At 46.1% G+C, this 18,177-nt stretch carries 9 protein-coding genes; all 9 read left to right on the top strand.

The genetic code is table 11. The features are described 5' to 3' along the window. Window positions 1-124 precede the first annotated feature (124 nt). The 9 genes from DWY63_RS16750 to DWY63_RS16790 all read left to right on the top strand — a co-directional run bounded on the left by DWY63_RS16750 (window position 125) and on the right by DWY63_RS16790 (window position 18,075). Window positions 125-1,216, top strand: a complete 1,092-nt coding sequence (locus DWY63_RS16750) for an alpha/beta hydrolase (RefSeq protein WP_055267525.1) — start codon at window positions 125-127, stop codon at window positions 1,214-1,216. Between the two features lie 35 nt (window positions 1,217-1,251). Further along, on the top strand, window positions 1,252-3,504 hold the full coding sequence (locus tag DWY63_RS16755; protein WP_117802661.1) for a glycoside hydrolase family 3 C-terminal domain-containing protein: 2,253 nt from the start codon (window positions 1,252-1,254) through the stop codon (window positions 3,502-3,504). Window positions 3,505-3,566: 62 nt separating this feature from the next. After that, window positions 3,567-6,362, top strand: coding sequence for an alpha-L-rhamnosidase (locus DWY63_RS16760; protein WP_117802662.1), 2,796 nt, complete (start codon window positions 3,567-3,569; stop codon window positions 6,360-6,362). 14 nt (window positions 6,363-6,376) lie between these two features. Further along, window positions 6,377-9,007 carry a family 78 glycoside hydrolase catalytic domain gene (locus DWY63_RS16765; protein ID WP_117802663.1) on the top strand — a complete coding sequence of 877 codons (2,631 nt, stop codon included), beginning with the start codon at window positions 6,377-6,379 and terminating at the stop codon, window positions 9,005-9,007. A gap of 105 nt (window positions 9,008-9,112) precedes the next feature. After that, complete coding sequence (locus DWY63_RS16770) at window positions 9,113-9,925, top strand: SGNH/GDSL hydrolase family protein (RefSeq protein WP_227093632.1); 813 nt, start codon at window positions 9,113-9,115, stop codon at window positions 9,923-9,925. Between the two features lie 103 nt (window positions 9,926-10,028). After that, a complete protein-coding gene (locus DWY63_RS16775; protein WP_117509310.1) occupies window positions 10,029-11,405 on the top strand; it encodes an MFS transporter in 1,377 nt (458 codons plus the stop codon). 23 nt (window positions 11,406-11,428) lie between these two features. After that, window positions 11,429-13,684, top strand: coding sequence for a beta-glucosidase (locus DWY63_RS16780; RefSeq protein ID WP_117509309.1), 2,256 nt, complete (start codon window positions 11,429-11,431; stop codon window positions 13,682-13,684). A gap of 213 nt (window positions 13,685-13,897) precedes the next feature. Then, the gene (locus DWY63_RS16785) at window positions 13,898-16,708 is read left to right on the top strand and encodes an alpha-L-rhamnosidase (protein WP_055267552.1); all 2,811 of its coding nucleotides are present in this window, start codon (window positions 13,898-13,900) and stop codon (window positions 16,706-16,708) included. 14 nt (window positions 16,709-16,722) lie between these two features. Further along, window positions 16,723-18,075: an MFS transporter gene (locus DWY63_RS16790; protein WP_055267537.1), complete on the top strand. Its 1,353-nt coding sequence runs from the start codon at window positions 16,723-16,725 to the stop codon at window positions 18,073-18,075. The last annotated feature ends 102 nt before the right edge of the window (window positions 18,076-18,177 follow it).

Raw genomic sequence — 18,177 nt, forward strand, 5'->3', positions numbered from 1 at the left:
CAAAGGTGTACAGAGTAATCTCGGATATTTATTAAGTTTGGTCGGTAAATCACTTATGTTTCGTTGATGTAATTTTAGTCTGTATAAAGTAAGATGTCAGTAAGAAAAGGAGGCATAGGTTAGGATGAAGATATTTTTTGCAGTAGTGGTGATTGTTTTATTATTTGTAATCGGTGCGACATTATATGTCTATAAAAAAAGTGCCATGTTTTTGCCGGCACTTCTTGGCATCTGCGGATTTCCAAAAATAAAGGAAAGCAGCTATTACGATGAAAACGGACATTTCCGTCCGGGAACGGGGGAGGACAAAGTTGGATTTTTCATGCAGCATCCGGTATTCGGCGGTTTTAAACATATGTTTTTCAATGTGGAGGACAACGTGCTGAAAGCTATTGCGCCTGTAAAGTATAAGGATTTTTTAAAGGCGCCGGGCCGTGAGGAACAATTGGATGCAGCCTTGGAATCTTTCAATTATCTAACCGGACTTGTTGAGAAAGGTCAGGCAAGGCTGGTGTCGGATCTGTATCCTGCGGAAGCAGTGAAGGGTCATCCGTACAGGTCACATCTGACGGGAATGTTTTATCAGGGACAACAGGGAAAACCACTTGCCATTGTAGTTCCGGGAGGCGGATTTATCAGTAATGTAACTGATTGCGAGGGGTATCCTGTGGCGATGAAGCTGCATAAAATGGGATATTCTGTTTTCGTCGTAAGTTATCCGGTCGGCAGACAGCTGGGTGAGACAGAACAGGTAAAGCAGGGACAGGCTGCCGCGAGGGAACTGACACAAGTGATTCGATATCTGACGGAGCATCAAAAACAGTTTTCTGTAAACATGGATGATTATGCCATCTTTGGTTTTTCAGCAGGAGGACTTATGACCACGGCGTATTCATTTGCCAATTATGAGGACTGCTGCCACAAGAATCATCTGCCAAGACCGAAGGTGATCTTCCCTATGTATGGTCTGGACTGGAATATCAAAGCTTTGCAGGAGGACAAGGGACTGGCGGTATTTTCTATCGTAGGGCGGGATGATGAGTTCGGTTTTGCAAATGTGGAAGATAAACTGCCGGAATTAGAGAAGGTACTGGGCAAAGAAAATGTGTCGGTCAGAATCGTTGACGGACTGGGACATGGATTTGGAATAGGAAATGAAACAAAAGTGAAAAACTGGCTTCAGGAAGCAGTCATCTTCTGGGAAGCCCACAGATAGGAACAGATAAGAATTTATTTAAGGAGGATTTCATAATGAGCAGAAACCTGAAAGAATTGATCAGACAGATGACACTGGAGGAAAAAGCAGGACTATGTTCGGGAGCGGATTTCTGGAACACGATGGGAATCGAAAGGTTAGGGATTCCTTCCGTTATGATGACAGACGGCCCGCACGGCTTGCGCAAACAGGAAGGCGCGGCAGATCATCTCGGCCTGAATAAAAGTGTGAATGCAGTCTGCTTTCCGGCAGCCTGCGCCACGGCATCCAGCTTTGACGTGGAACTGATGGAATGTATGGGACAGATCCTTGGGGACGAGTGTCAGGCTGAGAACGTGGGCATGCTCCTCGGCCCTGCAGTTAATATCAAACGCAGTCCTCTCTGCGGAAGGAATTTTGAATATATGTCCGAAGATCCATATCTGACAGGAAAGATGGCGTCAGCATATATCCGGGGCGTACAGTCGAAAGGCATCGGAACCAGTATGAAACACTTCGCCGCGAATAATCAGGAAACAGACCGTATGCAGATATCGTCGGAAGTATCGGAACGGGCTTTCCGGGAAATTTATCTGCCGGCTTTTGAGGAGGCGGTGAAGAAAGCGCAGCCAAAGACTGTGATGTGCAGCTACAATAAGATCAACGGAGTATTTTCTTCAGAGAATAAGAAGCTTCTGACAGATATCCTGCGGGATGAGTGGGGATTTGAAGGATATGTGGTCAGTGACTGGGGAGCTGTAAATGACCGGGTGAAAGGACTGAAAGCCGGTCTTGACTTGGAGATGCCGGGATCAGGAGGATATAATACAAGAAAGATTATTCAGGCAGTGGAGAATGGAGAACTGGAGGAAGAAATTCTTGACAGAACGGTGGAACGCATACTGAAAGTAGTCTTCTCCTACACAGATAACAGGAAAGCGGAGACTGTATTTGACAGGGAAAAGGATCACAAAGCAGCGGCAGATATCGAAACAGAGTGCGCCGTACTTCTGGAAAACAGGGGAGTGCTGCCGCTGAAAAAAGAACAGAAAGTAGTCTATATCGGGGAATTTGCAAAGAAACCGCGATACCAGGGCGGGGGATCGAGTCACATCAATACGGACAGCGTAGTGTCGGCTCTGGAAACTGCGGTGAGAAAAGGCAGGGCAGTGGAGTACGTGAAAGGCTTCTCGTCAGAGCGTGACGAGATGACAGAAGAGGATCTGAAACAGGCGTGTGAAGCGGCAGCGGGCGCAGATGTAGTTGTAATCTTTGCCGGACTGCCGGACAGCTTTGAGTCGGAAGGATATGACAGAACATCCATGGAACTGCCAAAGTGTCAGAATCGCCTTATAGAGGCTGTGGCTGAGATACAGAAAAATGTGGTAGTGGTTCTTCATAACGGAAGTCCCGTAGAAACTCCATGGGCGGAGTCTGTAAATGCCATTCTGGAGATGTATCTGGGAGGAGAAGGCATTGGGGAGGCCAGCGACCGGCTGTTATTTGGGGAGGCAAATCCAGGAGGACGTCTGGCGGAGACGTTCCCATATCGTCTGGAAGACAACCCGAGTTACCTGAATTTCCCTGGAGACGGCAGGACTGTTCTCTATGGAGAAGATATCTTTGTCGGATACCGTTACTATGATGCGAAGAAAGTACCGGTGCGCTGGGCATTCGGCCATGGACTGTCATATACGGAATTCAGCTACAGCAATATGAAACTCTCTTCTGCGGAAATGAAAGATGGAGATATTCTGAAGGTGAGCATTGATGTGGAGAATACAGGGAAGAGGGCAGGAAGTGAAGTGGTTCAACTCTATGTCAGTGACAAGGACAGCACGGTGCCAAGAGCAGTGAAAGAACTAAAAGGGTTTGCGAAAGTATTTCTGAATCCGGGTGAGAAGAAGACGGTTACAATGGAACTTTGCGCGAGAGATTTTGCTTACTACGAGACAAAGATTCACGACTGGTACACTCCGTCAGGTACATATGAGATCCAGATCGGGCATGCCAGCGATGAGATCAGAGAGGCTGCAGAACTTACATTTACTACTGATGTGCTGCTGCCGTTCACTGTGGATATGACCACTACAATGGGGGAATTGATGAACCACCCGAAGACAGCAGGGAAAATGATGGAGTATCTTGAGGGGATATCACAGGGAGAAGAACCTAAGAAAGAAGATGGGGAGGTACAGCTTGTGACTCCGGAAATTATTGCGCAGATGCCGCTGAAATCATTTTTAAGCGTTATTCCGGGCGAAGCGATCGAGCAGATGATCGTGGAGTTAAATGCTCTGTGTCAGTAGTGGGAGGAACGGTTGGCTTATTATTGGATGAAAAAGTATCAGCATGAAAATGAGGAAGAATTATGGGCAAGATTTATGCGGCAAAAACAAATCATATCACAAACCCTTTAGGGTTTTATCTGAAACCGTTGGTATTTTCATGGAAAGTGAAAGGCGGCAGAGGACAGGAACAGAAACATGCAAGGATTGTGATCAGCAAGAACAAAACCTTTACAGATATCTGTCACGACACGGGGGAGGCAGAGCTGGACAGTCTCTCTGCAAGAGTGGAATTTGAACCGCAGCCGTATACAAGATATTACTGGAAAGTTATTGTGACAACAGATGCAGAGGAAGTGATCGAATCAGACACGCAGTTCTTTGAGACCGCCAAAATGGATGAACCGTGGACGGGCAGGTGGATTACCTGTGACAGCAGTCAGGAACGGCATCCGATTTTCTCAAAGAGGATTCGTCCGGCAAAAGAAGTGAAAAGCGCAAGACTGTACATTTGCGGCCTGGGATTGTATGAGGCATATTTTCTTGGGGAAAATAAAGAAAATCCTAAGAAAATCGGTGAAGAGTATCTGACTCCGTACTGCAATAATTATGACCGGTGGATCCAGTATCAGACGTATGACATCACAGAACAGGCAGAACGAGGAGGTGTGCTGTCTGTTCTTCTCGGAAACGGTTGGTATAAAGGCAGGTTCGGTTTCAATGATCCGGAGCGGGAAGCATATTACGGTGACGAGTGGAAGCTGATTGCGGAGATTCACATAGAGTACAAAGACGGAACGAAAGATGTGATCAGTTCTGATGAAACCTGGTCAGTTACAAGAAGCAATTTGTGGTTTTCCAATATCTATGACGGTGAGAGAAGAGATGATACGCTGCCGCCGGTAGAGGAGTCTCCTGCGCGGATCGCAAAGGTTCCGAAAGGCCGGCTTATGGAACGGTTATCTCTTCCAGTTAAGGTACAGGAGGAGATGAAGCCGGCAGAGCTGATCCATACTCCTGCCGGAGAAGAGGTATTTGATCTGGGGCAGGAGATCACGGGGATCTTCCGGCTGCGGGTGCATGAGCCGGCGGGGACAACTATCAGGATTCAGACGGGCGAGGTGCTTCAGGACGGATGTTTCTACAACGAGAATTTAAGAACTGCACTTTCGGAGTACATTTATGTTTCTGATGGTACAGAAAAGGTGATTACGCCTCATTTTACATACTATGGTTATCGATATGTGAAAGTGACCGGGGTTAGGGACCTTTCGTGTGAGGATTTTACGGCGCTTGTTCTTTACAGTGATTATGAGAGCATCGGGGCAATCGAGACAGGGAATGATCTTGTGAACAAATTAATCTCCAATATCGAATGGGGAATGAAAGGGAACTTTCTGGATGTGCCTACAGACTGTCCCCAAAGAGATGAGAGGATGGGCTGGACAGGAGATACACAGGTATTTTCCGCGACTGCAAGCTATCTGGCTGATACCTATGCGTTTTACCGAAAATATTTATACGACCTGTATCAGGAACAGCTTCTGGCGGGCGGAATGGTTCCGGAGATTGTCCCCACATTCGGACCGACAAAATGTTCCTGCGCATGGGGAGACGCCGCATGTATCATCCCCTGGAACGTATATTTGTTCAGCGGGGACAAAACAATACTCGAAAACCAAATTGAGAGCATGAAAGCGTGGGTCGATTATATCCGGAGAATTGATGGAGACTATCATGGATGGAGACAGGTTTTCCATTATGGTGACTGGCTTGCTCTTGACCGTACAGGTGCCGCTGCGAACAGCGTGTATGGAGCGACTGATGAAGCATACATTGCAGACATCTACTACGCGGCAAGTGCACAGATTGTTGCAAAAGCAGCAGAGGTGCTTGGACTGGAAGAAACGAGACAGGAGTATCAGAAAATCGCAGACCGTCAGTGGCAGGTCGTGAAAGAAGAATATTTTACTGCTACAGGCAGATGTGCGGTGAAGACGCAGACAGGGCTTATTCTTGCACTGAAATATCATCTGTCTGAAAATGAAGAACTGACAAAGCAGATGCTGCAAAAGCTTCTCAGGGATAATAAAAATAAATTAAATACCGGGTTTGTAGGAACCCCGCTTCTGTGCAATGTCCTGACTGATCATGGAATGACAGACGCGGCATACCGGCTGCTTCTGAATAAGGAATACCCGGGCTGGCTCCATGAAGTGAAGCTGGGAGCAACAACGGTGTGGGAGCGTTGGAATTCACTGGATGAGAGCGGACATGTCTCCAGCACGGGGATGAACAGTCTAAATCATTATTCTTACGGCGCTGTATTGGAGTGGATCTTCCGTCATGCGGCCGGGATTGATGTGACGGAACAGAACCCGGGAGGCAGGGTGATGCGGATCAGCCCGAAAGTGAATAATGGACTGAAATATGTAAAAGCTGTTTATGATTCGGCAAGCGGATGCTATCAGTGCGGCTGGGAGATATCAGAGGATAATAAAATCACGGTCACTGTTACGGTTCCGTTCGGCGGAAGTGCAGAAGTGGTTCTTCCATATGCGTCGGAATCTGTATATGAAGATAAAGAAAATCCATTATTTGAAGAGGTGGAAAATGGAATCTGCCGTGTGAGAGCCGGAGAATATGAAGTCGCTTATGAGGCGTCACAGCCTTTAAAGAAGAAATACAGCATAGACTCGACAATGGAAGAACTGCTGAACCATCCGGATATCCGCGCGTTTCTTTCTCAAATGATGGAAGTGGATATGATCCCCGATATTGCATATGGGCTTTCGCTTAGAGATGTCGCGAAAACATTCGCAGGAGAGATAAAAAAAGATGAGGCGCAGATGCTGGATGCGGCACTGGCAAAATTCTAATCAGGAGGGTTGCTATGGAGCTTATAAGGCTTAAAGTAAACAGTCAATATAGACCATGCGTGGACGAAGCACCTTATTTTTCATGGGTAATCACTAGTGATGAAAAGAATGTGATGCAGACATCCTATCATATCACAGTGAAAAATATGGACGAAGTAATGTGGGATTCTGGAATGGTAGAAAGTGATAAAAGTATTTTTGTGGAGTACTCCGGGAAACCATTACAAAGTCTCAGTGACTACAACTGGACAGTGGAAGTGACAGTTAATAACGGAGAAAAGGCGGCGGCATCCTCATCCTTTGAGACAGGATTTATGAAGAAAGAATGGACGGCCGAGTGGGTGAAATCTCCGTTTCCTATGAAAAAGGTAAAACCCGGAACCGGCGGGCAGAACCCGGCAGAATATTTTCGCAAAGAATTTGATGCACGAGACGGCATAAAACGAGCGCGCGTTTATGCCACCTGTCACGGAGCATATCAGCTCAGCATGAACGGAATGCGTCCGGATGACAGAGAGTTTGCGCCGGAATTTACCGTCTATTCTAAATATCTGTGCTACCAGACTTATGATGTGACCCCGTTTTTGAGAGAGGGAGGAAATGTCATAGGAATGCTGGTGGGGGACGGCTGGTATGACAGCGCGAACTTTAAACCGAGAAGCAGGAAGTTTAAAGCCGAACATTCTGTGTTATTTCAGATAAAGATTGATTATGAAGACGGAACGAGTGAAATGGTGCTGTCAGATGATACGGTGAAAGTTTCAGAAAGTCCGATTCGTTCATCAGATCTGTTTGCAGGTGAACTCTATGACGCACGGATGGAACAGGAAAACTGGAACTGCTGCGGATTCGATGACAGCAGCTGGAAAACCGGTATTCCATGCGGAAAAATTTACGTGAACCTGGTGGCTCAGTACGGGGAACCGGTGCGCCCGGTAAAAGAAGTGCCGGCAGTAGGAATGACAGTTAGCCCGAAAGGCGAGACGATCATTGACTTTGGACAGAACTTGGCAGGTGTTCTGCGGGTAAAAAGCAAACTGCCGGCCGGAACAAAAATGGTATTAGATCATTTTGAAACTCTTGATCAATATGGAAACTATTTCAACAATATTTTCATGTCAGAGAAAACAGGGCACAAGCAAAGTGATATTTATATCTCAAACGGGAAATTCACAGAATACATACCGCATTTTACATATCATGGATTCCGCTATGTGAGAGTGACATGCGATCAGCCGGTGAGCCCGGAGGATTTCACAGCGATTGTCCTGTCTTCTGACAATGAGGATCTGGGAACTTTTGAGACATCCAACGAAGATATAAACCGGCTTTACGAAAATACAAGATGGTCTCAGCGGTCGAATCTGTTCTCAATCCCCACGGACTGTCCGCAGAGAGAAAAAGGCGGATGGACCGGAGATATCCAGATTTATGCAAGAACAGCCATGCTCAACGAAAATGTAACCCCGTTTCTGACAAGATGGCTGCGCAATATGACCTGCAGTCAGCAGAAAAACGGGGCAATCCCTAATGTGATCCCCCTTACCGGAATCTATGAATTACTGGAGAAACTGAATCGGATCGTATACCGCAATTTTGAACCGGTGGGAGAAGCGGGATGGGGAGATGCCGCCTGTATCGTACCGTGGAGCATGTATCAACTTACAGGAAATATAAGGATACTGAGAGAACAGTATGACACAATGAAAAAGTGGTGCGACTATATCATCAACACCGCAAAGAAGCGTAGAGGCAAGATGAAACATCCAAAAGAAATTGACCAGTATCTGTGGAATACAGGACATCAGTACGGGGAGTGGCTCATACCGAGCCAGACAGTAGACGGAGCAGACCAAAGCGCTGCAAAACCTGTCAATACTTCTGCATACTGCGCGCCAATCTTTGGATGGAATTCCTGCCGGATCATGGCAGATACAGCAGCGCTCCTCGGGCATACATCAGACGAATTATACTATGATGACATTGCGTCTAGAATGAAATCTGCCATTCAAAAAGGACTGATCGATGATGACGGGAAGATGCCTCTTGATTTTATGGGCAGTTATGTGCTGGCAATCGCATTTGATCTTGCTCCTGAAAGGAAGAAAGAAAGTATCGCCGGACATTTGATCCGCAAGATAGAAGAAAACGGGGATTGTCTGGATACAGGGTTCCTGACGACGCCGTATCTGCTGGATGCGCTCTGTAAGATCGGCAGGATGGACAAGGCATATAAAGTCCTGCTCCAGACAAAGTGCCCGTCATGGCTTTATGAGGTGAATCAGGGAGCGACAACAATCTGGGAAAATTATATTTCTTACAAGGAGGACGGGTCTCCGGTTATGACAAGCCTGAACCACTATGCCTTTGGATGCGTGGACGACTGGATGTTCCGGAAGATAAGCGGCATTGATATGGCTGCTCCCGGATTTAAGGAGATTGTAATCGCACCGGAGCCGGACAATGCGTTTACCAGTGTAAAACGTACTTATATAAGTGAGTACGGGGAAATCGCAGTCAGGTGGAGTATGGACGAAGGGAAATTTAAGCTGAAAGTAAAAATCCCCTGCAACACGACTGCCGTTGTAAAGATGCCGGATGGCAGATTATACAAGGTAGGAAGCGGAATGTATCAGTTTGAATAAAGAATCAAAGAAAACAAAATGACAGTATTTGCGAGAACTGACCGGTAAATACAGACGGTTAGTTCTCTTAATATGAAAGTTGAAAATAATAAGGAGTTAGGGATTATGAAAAAGAAAATATTGAAGATTATCTTAAGTATCGTTTTAATTCTGATTCTGGCTGTGGGAATCGGCCTGACATATTTAGTAGGAGCAGCAGGCGGTGGAGGACCGTTTGATTTTGTCTGGAAGAACAAACTGAAAAAAATGCCGGGAAACGCAGAAAAATACAGTCTGGAAAATATAGAACCGTTAGAAAACAGCCCTCTTGAAGGGAAGCGTATCTGCTACCTTGGATCATCTGTAACCTTAGGTCTGTACTCAATGGATGTTTCTTTCGCAGATTATATCTCTTACAGAAATGGCTGTGAGTATGTAAAAGAAGCTGTAAGCGGTACTACTTTAGTGGATAACGGAAAGACGTCTTATATCCAAAGGATGAAAAATAATATCGGTACAGATGAGAAATTCGATGCATTTGTCTGTCAGCTTTCCACGAATGACGCGTCGAAGGAAATGCCGATGGGAGAAATCAGCAGTTCAGAAAATCTGGAGGATTTTGATACACAGACGATAACAGGAGCAATGGAATATATCATTGTATATGCAAAGCAGACATGGAATTGTCCCGTGATCTTTTATACCGGAACAAAATATGACAGTAAACAGTATCAGCAGATGGTAGATGTATTGTTTGAGCTTCAGGATAAATATGGAATAGGCGTGATCGACCTTTGGAATGACGAGGAGATGAATGACGTTTCTGAAAAAGAATATGAAGTTTATATGGCAGATCCGGTTCATCCGACGCAGGCAGGATATCTGGAATGGTGGACGCCTAAGATGGAAGAATACTTATATCAGTTTTTAGAAAGATGATTATTATATTAAGTTTCGTCGGTAAACTGCTTATATATCGTTGGTGATTTGCCCTTTGGAATTATTTATAATTGAATCAAACAATGAAAGGACGGATAACGAAATGGAAAATTCAGTTACAAAAAGAGAAAAAATCAGTTATGGTTTGTATTTTATGGGACAGAATGTATTCTATGGACTGGTAGGATATATGACTACATATTTTACAGATATCGGCATAACGGCAGCATTGGTTGCGATCGTGGCGCTTATCACGAAAGTGTGGGATGCCATCAACGATCCGATCTTCGGTATGATCATGGATAAGGTGAATTTTAAGAAAGGGAAATTCCTGCCGTGGCTTCGAATATCTGTCATAGCGATTCCGGTGGCAACTATTCTTCTTTTTATAATACCTACCGGGATTTCCATGACGGCTAAAATCATATGGGCAACACTTGCTTATATGTTATGGGATACAGCCTATACCCTTTGCGATGTACCGATTTTTGGTATTGTTACCACGATGACAATAGACCAGAAGGAACGTGTTTCACTAAACAGCATAGGAAGATTGTTTGCTATTTTTGCAGGTATTGTTACAGGAATTGCCCTGCCGTTGGTACGGCAGCGGTTAGGCGGCTGGTCAACAACAGTAATTGTGTTATCTCTTTTGTCATGTGTTATGATGATTCCGATTTGTCTGTTCGCAAGGGAGAGAGTAATTGAAAAAGAAAGAGTCCAGAATGACGGGGCAGAAGAAAGTTATACATTGCGAGATATGGTAGAATGTCTGCGGAAGAACAAATATTTATTGCTTTTCTTTGCGGCTCCGCTCATCAGCAGCCTGCTTAATGTTGGTGCAAATTGGGGCTTATACGTTGCCCGGTACTGCCTTGGCGGTGAAGAAGCTGCCTCATATGTTTCGATGGCGGTAATTATTCCGACCTTAATCGGTGCGGTTATGGCAGTAGAATTATGCAAAAAATATGATAAATTTAAAGTCTTCTATATTTCATATATTTTCGCGTTACTTCTGGGAATTGTAAGATTCATAGCCGGGTATGAGAATATGATGGTGTATGTGATTTTAAATGCCTTAGGAGGAATTCCGCTGGGAATAGCAGTTATACTGCAGTATCAGTTTACGCCGGACTGCTACGAGTATGGACAGTACAAGACAGGATTAAAAATGCGTGGTGTAACGTTTGCGGCGCAGACATTTTTTACAAAATTAAGTGGAGCGATCGCAACAGCAGTCAGTGTGTTTGCGTTAACTATAATCGGCTTCCGAGAGGGAGAAGGCGTTGTTCAGGCGGCAGGATTTGCCGATAAATTATGGACATTCAGCTGTCTTGGCAGCATTATCGGGGGTATTTGCACTCTGCTTATACTTCGTCTTTACAAGCTTAATGACCATGATGTCCAGCTGATGGCAAAATGCAATAATGGTGAGATCAGCCGTGAAGAAGCAGAGGCACAGATGATCAATCAGTATTAAGAAAAGAAAGGAGGACTTTTGCGATGGACAGAATAAAGGAACTGATTTCAAAAATGACGCTGGAAGAGAAGGCAAGTCTCTGCTCGGGCGCTGATAACTGGCATACGAAAGAAATCAAACGACTGAACATTCCGTCAGTTATGATGGTGGACGGCCCTCACGGACTGAGAAAGCAGGAAGGGGAAACGGATCATCTGGGATTGAATGAAAGTGTGAAGGCCGTTTGTTTCCCGGCAGCCTGTGCAACAGCCTCCAGCTTTGATGTTGACCTGATGGAACGGATGGGAGAGACGCTGGGAGCGGAGTGTCAGGCCGAGAATGTAAGCATACTGCTTGGCCCGGCGGTGAATATTAAAAGGAGCCCGTTATGTGGGCGGAACTTTGAGTATCTGTCGGAGGATCCATATCTGGCAGGTAGGATGGCATCGGCATATATCCGCGGAGTACAGAGTCAGGGCGTGGGGACAAGCATTAAGCACTTCGCACTGAATAACCAGGAAACACTCCGTATGACGATATCTTCCGAAGTGTCAGAACGTGCGCTCAGGGAAATCTACCTGCCTGCGTTTGAGGAAGCGGTGAAAGAATCAGCTCCAAGAACCGTCATGTGTAGCTACAACAAAATAAATGGAGAATATGCTTCGGAAAACAGATATCTTCTGACAGATATCCTGAGAAAAGAATGGGGATACAAAGGCTGCGTCGTCAGTGACTGGGGCGCTGTAAATAACCGTGTGAAAGGACTGCAGGCCGGACTGGATCTGGAGATGCCTTATTCCGGAGGATACAATGACAGACAGATTGTGAAAGCAGTACAGGAGGGAAGACTGGACGAAGCTGTGCTGGATGAAGCGGTGGAGCGGGTATTGAATGTTGTGTTTGCCGGTGAAGAGCAGCATCGTCCGGAAGATATATCTGATAAGGAAACAGATCATAAAAAAGCAGCTGATATTGAGACGGAATGTGCGGTCCTGCTGGAAAATAACGGTATACTTCCGCTGAATACAGACAGAAAGGTTGCCTATATAGGGGAATTTGCCGAAAAGCCGCGGTATCAGGGCGGCGGCTCCAGCCATATCAATCCGTTCAGGGTTGTTTCGGCATTGGATGCTGCCGGAGAAAAAGGGCGTAGCGTGACTTATGCAAAAGGATTTTCTAACGAAAATGACTCGATGACGGAACAAGAGCTGGAAAAAGCGCTTCGGACTGCTGCAGAAGCAGACGTCGCGGTAATCTTTGCCGGGCTGCCTGAGATATTTGAGTCGGAAGGGTATGACAGAACATCCATGAAGCTGCCAAAATGCCAGGACCGGCTGATCGAAGAAGTGTTGAAAGTACAGCCTAATGTTGTAGTGGTACTCCACAATGGAAGTCCGGTAGAACTGCCATGGGCAGACCGGGTAAGCGCGATCCTTGAAATGTATCTAGGAGGTCAGGGCGTTGGCGAAGCCTGCGACCGGCTGTTATTCGGGGAAGCAAATCCGTCCGGCAGGCTGGCAGAGACATTCCCGTACCGGCTGGAAGATAATCCGAGCTTCCTTCATTTTCCGGGAAATGGAAAGCGGGTGTTATATGGCGAGGATATCTTTGTCGGATACCGTTATTATGATACAAAGAAGGTTCCGGTGCGGTATGCATTCGGACATGGGCTGTCTTACACGGAATTTACTTATGGGGACCTGACTTTGTCATCGGCTCAAATGACGGATGAGGATATACTGACAGTCTCTCTCAAGGTGAAAAATTCAGGAAAGACAGAAGGAAAAGAAGTCGTACAGTTGTACGTGGCTGACCTGTGCGGCATATCGGAGAGACCGGTCAAGGAATTGAAAGGATTTGCCAAAGTTCATCTCCTGCCGGGAGAGGAGAAAACGGTGTCGATGGAAATTTCGGCGAGGAATCTATCCTATTATGAAGAACGTCTTGGGGACTGGTATGCGCCATCCGGAACATATCGGATCCTGATCGGCCATGCTTCTGATGACATCCGCTTACATGCTGATGTTGTGTTTGAAATAAAGAAAAAATTGCCCCTTCGCGTAGATTTCACAACAACGTTCGGAGAATTATTGGATCATACGAAAACCGCTCCCGTTATTACGGAACTGCTGGCGCCTTTGGCAGCAGCGGCCGCATCAGCAGAAGGGATGAGTGACGAATACAAGAAGCTGGGAGAGCAAGTTATCCGGGAAATGCCGCTGAAATCTCTGCTGGGGCAGATGCCGGGAGAGCAGGTGGAACAGCTGATCGGGCAGCTGAATTGTTTACTTGCACAATAGGATAATTGAGGATGAGGTAGCGGTAAATGGTATTCGTAATATGGCAGAAGAGATTGTGTTGAAAGAATTGATTTACAGGTAAACAAAGAGCTGAAATCTTAAGCTTGGTAGGTAAAATGATGAAATTCCGTAAATGATTTTATGAGGCAAATCCATTATACTCGAATTACAGTGTACACAATGAAAAAAGGAAGGAGCTTAGAAAACGGCAATATGAATCAGATTTACGCAGCAAAAACAAATCATATCACGAATCCGGTGGGATTTTTACTGAATCCGGTGGTTTTTTCGTGGAAGGTCAGAGAATGCAGGGGAAAGAACCAGAGATGTGCCAGAATCCTTGTGGCAAAGGATGAAACCTTCGCGGATGTTCTTTGGGACACCGGGGAGGCAAAGCTCGACAGTCTGGCTGTAAAAGCGGAGATGAATCTGGAGCCTTGTACCAGATATTACTGGAAGGTAATCGTTACTACGGACGCAGACGAAGTGCTGGAGTCCGACGTACAGTTCTTTGAGACGGCAAAGAGGGACGAGCCGTGGGTGGGAAAATGGATTACCTGCGACAGCAGGATGGAACGCCATCCCATTTTCTCAAAGCGAATCATTCCCCGTGGAAAGGTAAAAAAAGCCCGTCTCTATCTCTGCGGACTGGGGCTTTATGAGGCATATTTTACGGATGGAGAGAAAACCGAAACAGATATTTTAAAATCCGCGAAAATTGGGGAAGAATATCTGACCCCGTACTGCAATAACTACAATCAGTGGTTACAGTATCAGACGTATGATGTGACCGCGCAGATGCAGCGCGAAGGTGTGTTGTCCGTTCTTTTGGGGAATGGGTGGTACAAAGGGAGGTTCGGGCTCAATCAGACAGAACAGAAAGGATTTTACGGCGACGAGTGGAAACTGCTGGTAGAGGTGCATCTGGAATATGAGGATGGCACACAAGAGATAATCGGCACGGATGACACATGGGAAGTGACAAGGAGCAATCTGTTTTTTTCCAATATATATGACGGGGAGAAACGGGATGATACCTTGGAACCTGTCGAACCTGTCAGCGCGCAGCTTGCGGAGGCGCCGCAGGGGCGACTGACGGAGCGGCTGTCCCTTCCGGTGACTGTGCATGAACAGTTTACACCGAAGGAACTGATTCACACCCCGAAGGATGAATGGGTGTTTGACTTAGGGCAGGAGATTACCGGGATTTTCAAACTTCATGTCCATGAGCCGAAAGGAAAAGAAATCAGAATCCAGACAGGCGAAATCCTGCAGGACGGATGTTTTTATAACGAAAACTTAAGAACCGCTTTGTCGGAATATGTGTATATCTCTGACGGGGAAGAAAAAGACATTGTTCCGCATTTTACATTTTACGGATACCGGTATGTAAAAATCAGCGGGGTAACCAATGTCTCCTGTGAAGATTTTACGGGAATGGCACTCTACAGTGATTACGAAGGTACCGGTAGTATACAGACAGGAAATGAACTGGTAAATCAGTTGATTTCCAATGTGGAATGGGGCATGAAGGATAATTTCTTAGATGTGCCGACAGACTGTCCGCAGAGAGATGAGCGCATGGGATGGACAGGCGACACACAGGTGTTTTCGGGTACGGCATGTTATCTGGCGGATACCTATGCATTTTACAGAAAATATCTGTACGATTTGTATAAGGAACAGCTGATTGCCGGAGGGATGGTTCCGGAGGTGGTGCCGACCTTCGGTCCGTCGAAATGTTCCTGTGCATGGGGCGATGCGGCCTGTATCGTTCCGTGGAATGTCTATCTGTTCAGCGGGGATGCTGCCATATTGGAACAGCAGTTTGACAGTATGAAGGCTTGGGTGGACTATATCCGTAAGGTGGACGGAGAGCACCACGGATGGAGACATTCCTTCCATTACGGAGACTGGCTGGCGCTTGACCGGGTGGGAGCCGCGGCGGGAAATGTATACGGAGCGACCGATGAAGGCTATATTGCGGATATTTATTATGCGGCAAGCGCGGAGCTTACAGCGAAGGCAGCGGCGGTTCTCGGGCGAAAGGAAGAGGAAAAACAATATCGGGAAATCGCCGAAAAACAATGGCGTGTGGTAAAAGAAGAATATTTTACCCCGACCGGAAGATGCGCGGAAAAGACACAGACGGGTCTTCTGCTGGCTCTGAAATATCATTTGTCAGAGGACGAAGAGCTGACCAGAGAGATGTTAAAGAAACTTTTCCGCGAGAGCAGAAACAAATTGAATACCGGATTTGTGGGAACCTCTCTTTTGTGCAATGTGTTGACCGATAACGGAATGACGGATACCGCCTACCGCCTGCTTTTGAACGAGGAGTATCCGGGGTGGCTGCACGAAGTGAAACTGGGAGCCACCACAGTCTGGGAACGATGGAATTCACTGGATGAAGACGGTAAGATATCCAGTACCGGAATGAACAGTCTCAACCATTATTCTTACGGGGCGATTCTGGAATGGATGTTCCGCCATGTGGGAGGAATCCATCTTTTGGAAGAATCTCCGGGAGGAAGAAGGATTGCAATTTGTCCGAATGTCCATTATGATTTGAGAAGGGCAGAGGCAGTGTATGATTCGGCCGTCGGACAGTATGCATGCAGCTGGGAAATTATGGAGGATAACAGGATTAGAATCAAAATTACGATTCCGTTTGGCGGAGAAGGCGAGGTGCGATTGCCGCATGCTCCGGAGATTCTGTTTGAAGATAAGACAAATCCACTATTCGCAACAGTGGTGAACGGTATTTGTTATATCACTGCAGGAAACTATGAAGTCGTATATGAGGCAACTGAGAAGTTAAAGAAAATATACAGCGTGGAGTCAAAGCTGGAAGATTTGCTGAACCATCCGCAGATACGGGCATTTTTGTCGACGATGACCGAGGTGGATATGATACCGGATGCGGTCTATGGACTGTCGTTTCGACAGGTGGCGGAGATGTTTTCCGGACCGATGGATGAAGGGCAGACAGAGATGTTGAATACAGCATTATCACAATATTAACGAGGAGAGAACAAATGAGTGAGAAGAGTAAAAAACAAAAGGTTAGTATCGTGGAAAAAATGGGCTTATTTATGGTATGTGCGGGAAATATTCCACTGATGGGATTATTGTCAGGATTCTTTATGATTTACTATACGAATGTGGTTGGTCTGGAACCGGCAGCACTGGCGACCCTGTTTTTAATATCCAAGGTGGTGGATGGAATCAGCGACCCGATTATGGGATATTTTCTGGACAAATTTCCGGTAACAAAAATGGGAAAATTTCGCCCTATGATTATTCTGGGAACAATCATCTGTGTTATAAATTATATTTTACTGTGGTTTGGCGCAGTCTGGATTCCGGTCGGAAAATATGTGATTGTGTATGTGACGTATCTGCTGCTGGGCTGGACGTTTGATATTATGGATATCTCCAAGAACAGTTTGCTCCCGGTCATGAGCGCGGATGACAAGGAGAGAAACAGTTTGTCACTTTTCAACGCGTTGGGAACAATGATAGGTAGCGCGGTACTGGCTGTGGCAGCACCGATTCTTGTGGCGGAAGGAACGTTACAGAACTATTACGTGTTAATTTTCGGTTCCATGGCCATGGTGTTGGTTTTATCTATTGCAGGGGCTCTTTGTGTAAAGGAAAGAGTAGCTTTTGAAGGAAAAAAAGAAGAAAGTTATACATTCAGGGAATTGTTACAGTTTTTGCGGTATAAACCTGTCTGGGCACTGTTTTTAGTGGCACTGGTAGTCGGGGTGGGCAGTAATATAGCAGGAGGAGCCGGCGCTTATTTTTACACATATATATTGGGTGATATGACGCTTATGTCAGGGGTGTCACTTGTTTCAATGATAACTGCTCTGGTGGGAATTTTCCTTGGACCAATTCTGGCAAACCGGTTTGGAAAGAAACAGATTTTTGTAATGGCAATCGTCGTATCCATCCTGTTTTCCGCACTGCGTTTGATTGATGTGAGATCTATGCTTTTGATCTATATTAGTACAGTGGCAGGAGGTGTGGCAGGCGGATGTATAGCACCGCTGACAACCAGTATACAGGCAGATAATACTACTTACGTGCAGTATAAAACCGGAAAACGTGCAGAAGCGGCGATCGCATCGCTTACATCTTTTATTACAAAAGTGGCGCAGGGACTCGGAGGAGCGATTCCGGGGTATGTATTGGCAGCTACAGGTTTTGTTACCGGCTCGGTTGCCCAGCCGGAGAGTATCAATACAGGAATTATCCTCTGCGTACTGATACTTCCGACTATCCTGACTGCCGCAGGGGCGATTCTTTTTGGTACACAGTATACGTTGGATAAAAAAGCAGTAGAGGAAATGCACACGGCAATCGCAGCGCGCAGCAATAAGTAACATATTGAAGGAGAATGCGATGGAACTGTCAAGATTAAAAGTAAACAACCACAGCGACGGATAACACCGGTGATACCGCCACCGCCACATCCTCCTTTGAAA

This window comes from Blautia sp. AF26-2 (assembly GCF_003460955.1).
GTDB classification, from domain to species: Bacteria; Bacillota; Clostridia; order Lachnospirales; family Lachnospiraceae; genus Fusicatenibacter; species Fusicatenibacter saccharivorans.

Coding starts and splice junctions, on each gene's coding strand:
- DWY63_RS16750 (WP_055267525.1), top strand. CDS start 125: ATGAAGATATTTTTTGCAGTAGTGGTGATTGTTTTATTATTTGTAATC.
- DWY63_RS16755 (WP_117802661.1), top strand. CDS start 1,252: ATGAGCAGAAACCTGAAAGAATTGATCAGACAGATGACACTGGAGGAA.
- DWY63_RS16760 (WP_117802662.1), top strand. CDS start 3,567: ATGGGCAAGATTTATGCGGCAAAAACAAATCATATCACAAACCCTTTA.
- DWY63_RS16765 (WP_117802663.1), top strand. CDS start 6,377: ATGGAGCTTATAAGGCTTAAAGTAAACAGTCAATATAGACCATGCGTG.
- DWY63_RS16770 (WP_227093632.1), top strand. CDS start 9,113: ATGAAAAAGAAAATATTGAAGATTATCTTAAGTATCGTTTTAATTCTG.
- DWY63_RS16775 (WP_117509310.1), top strand. CDS start 10,029: ATGGAAAATTCAGTTACAAAAAGAGAAAAAATCAGTTATGGTTTGTAT.
- DWY63_RS16780 (WP_117509309.1), top strand. CDS start 11,429: ATGGACAGAATAAAGGAACTGATTTCAAAAATGACGCTGGAAGAGAAG.
- DWY63_RS16785 (WP_055267552.1), top strand. CDS start 13,898: ATGAATCAGATTTACGCAGCAAAAACAAATCATATCACGAATCCGGTG.
- DWY63_RS16790 (WP_055267537.1), top strand. CDS start 16,723: ATGAGTGAGAAGAGTAAAAAACAAAAGGTTAGTATCGTGGAAAAAATG.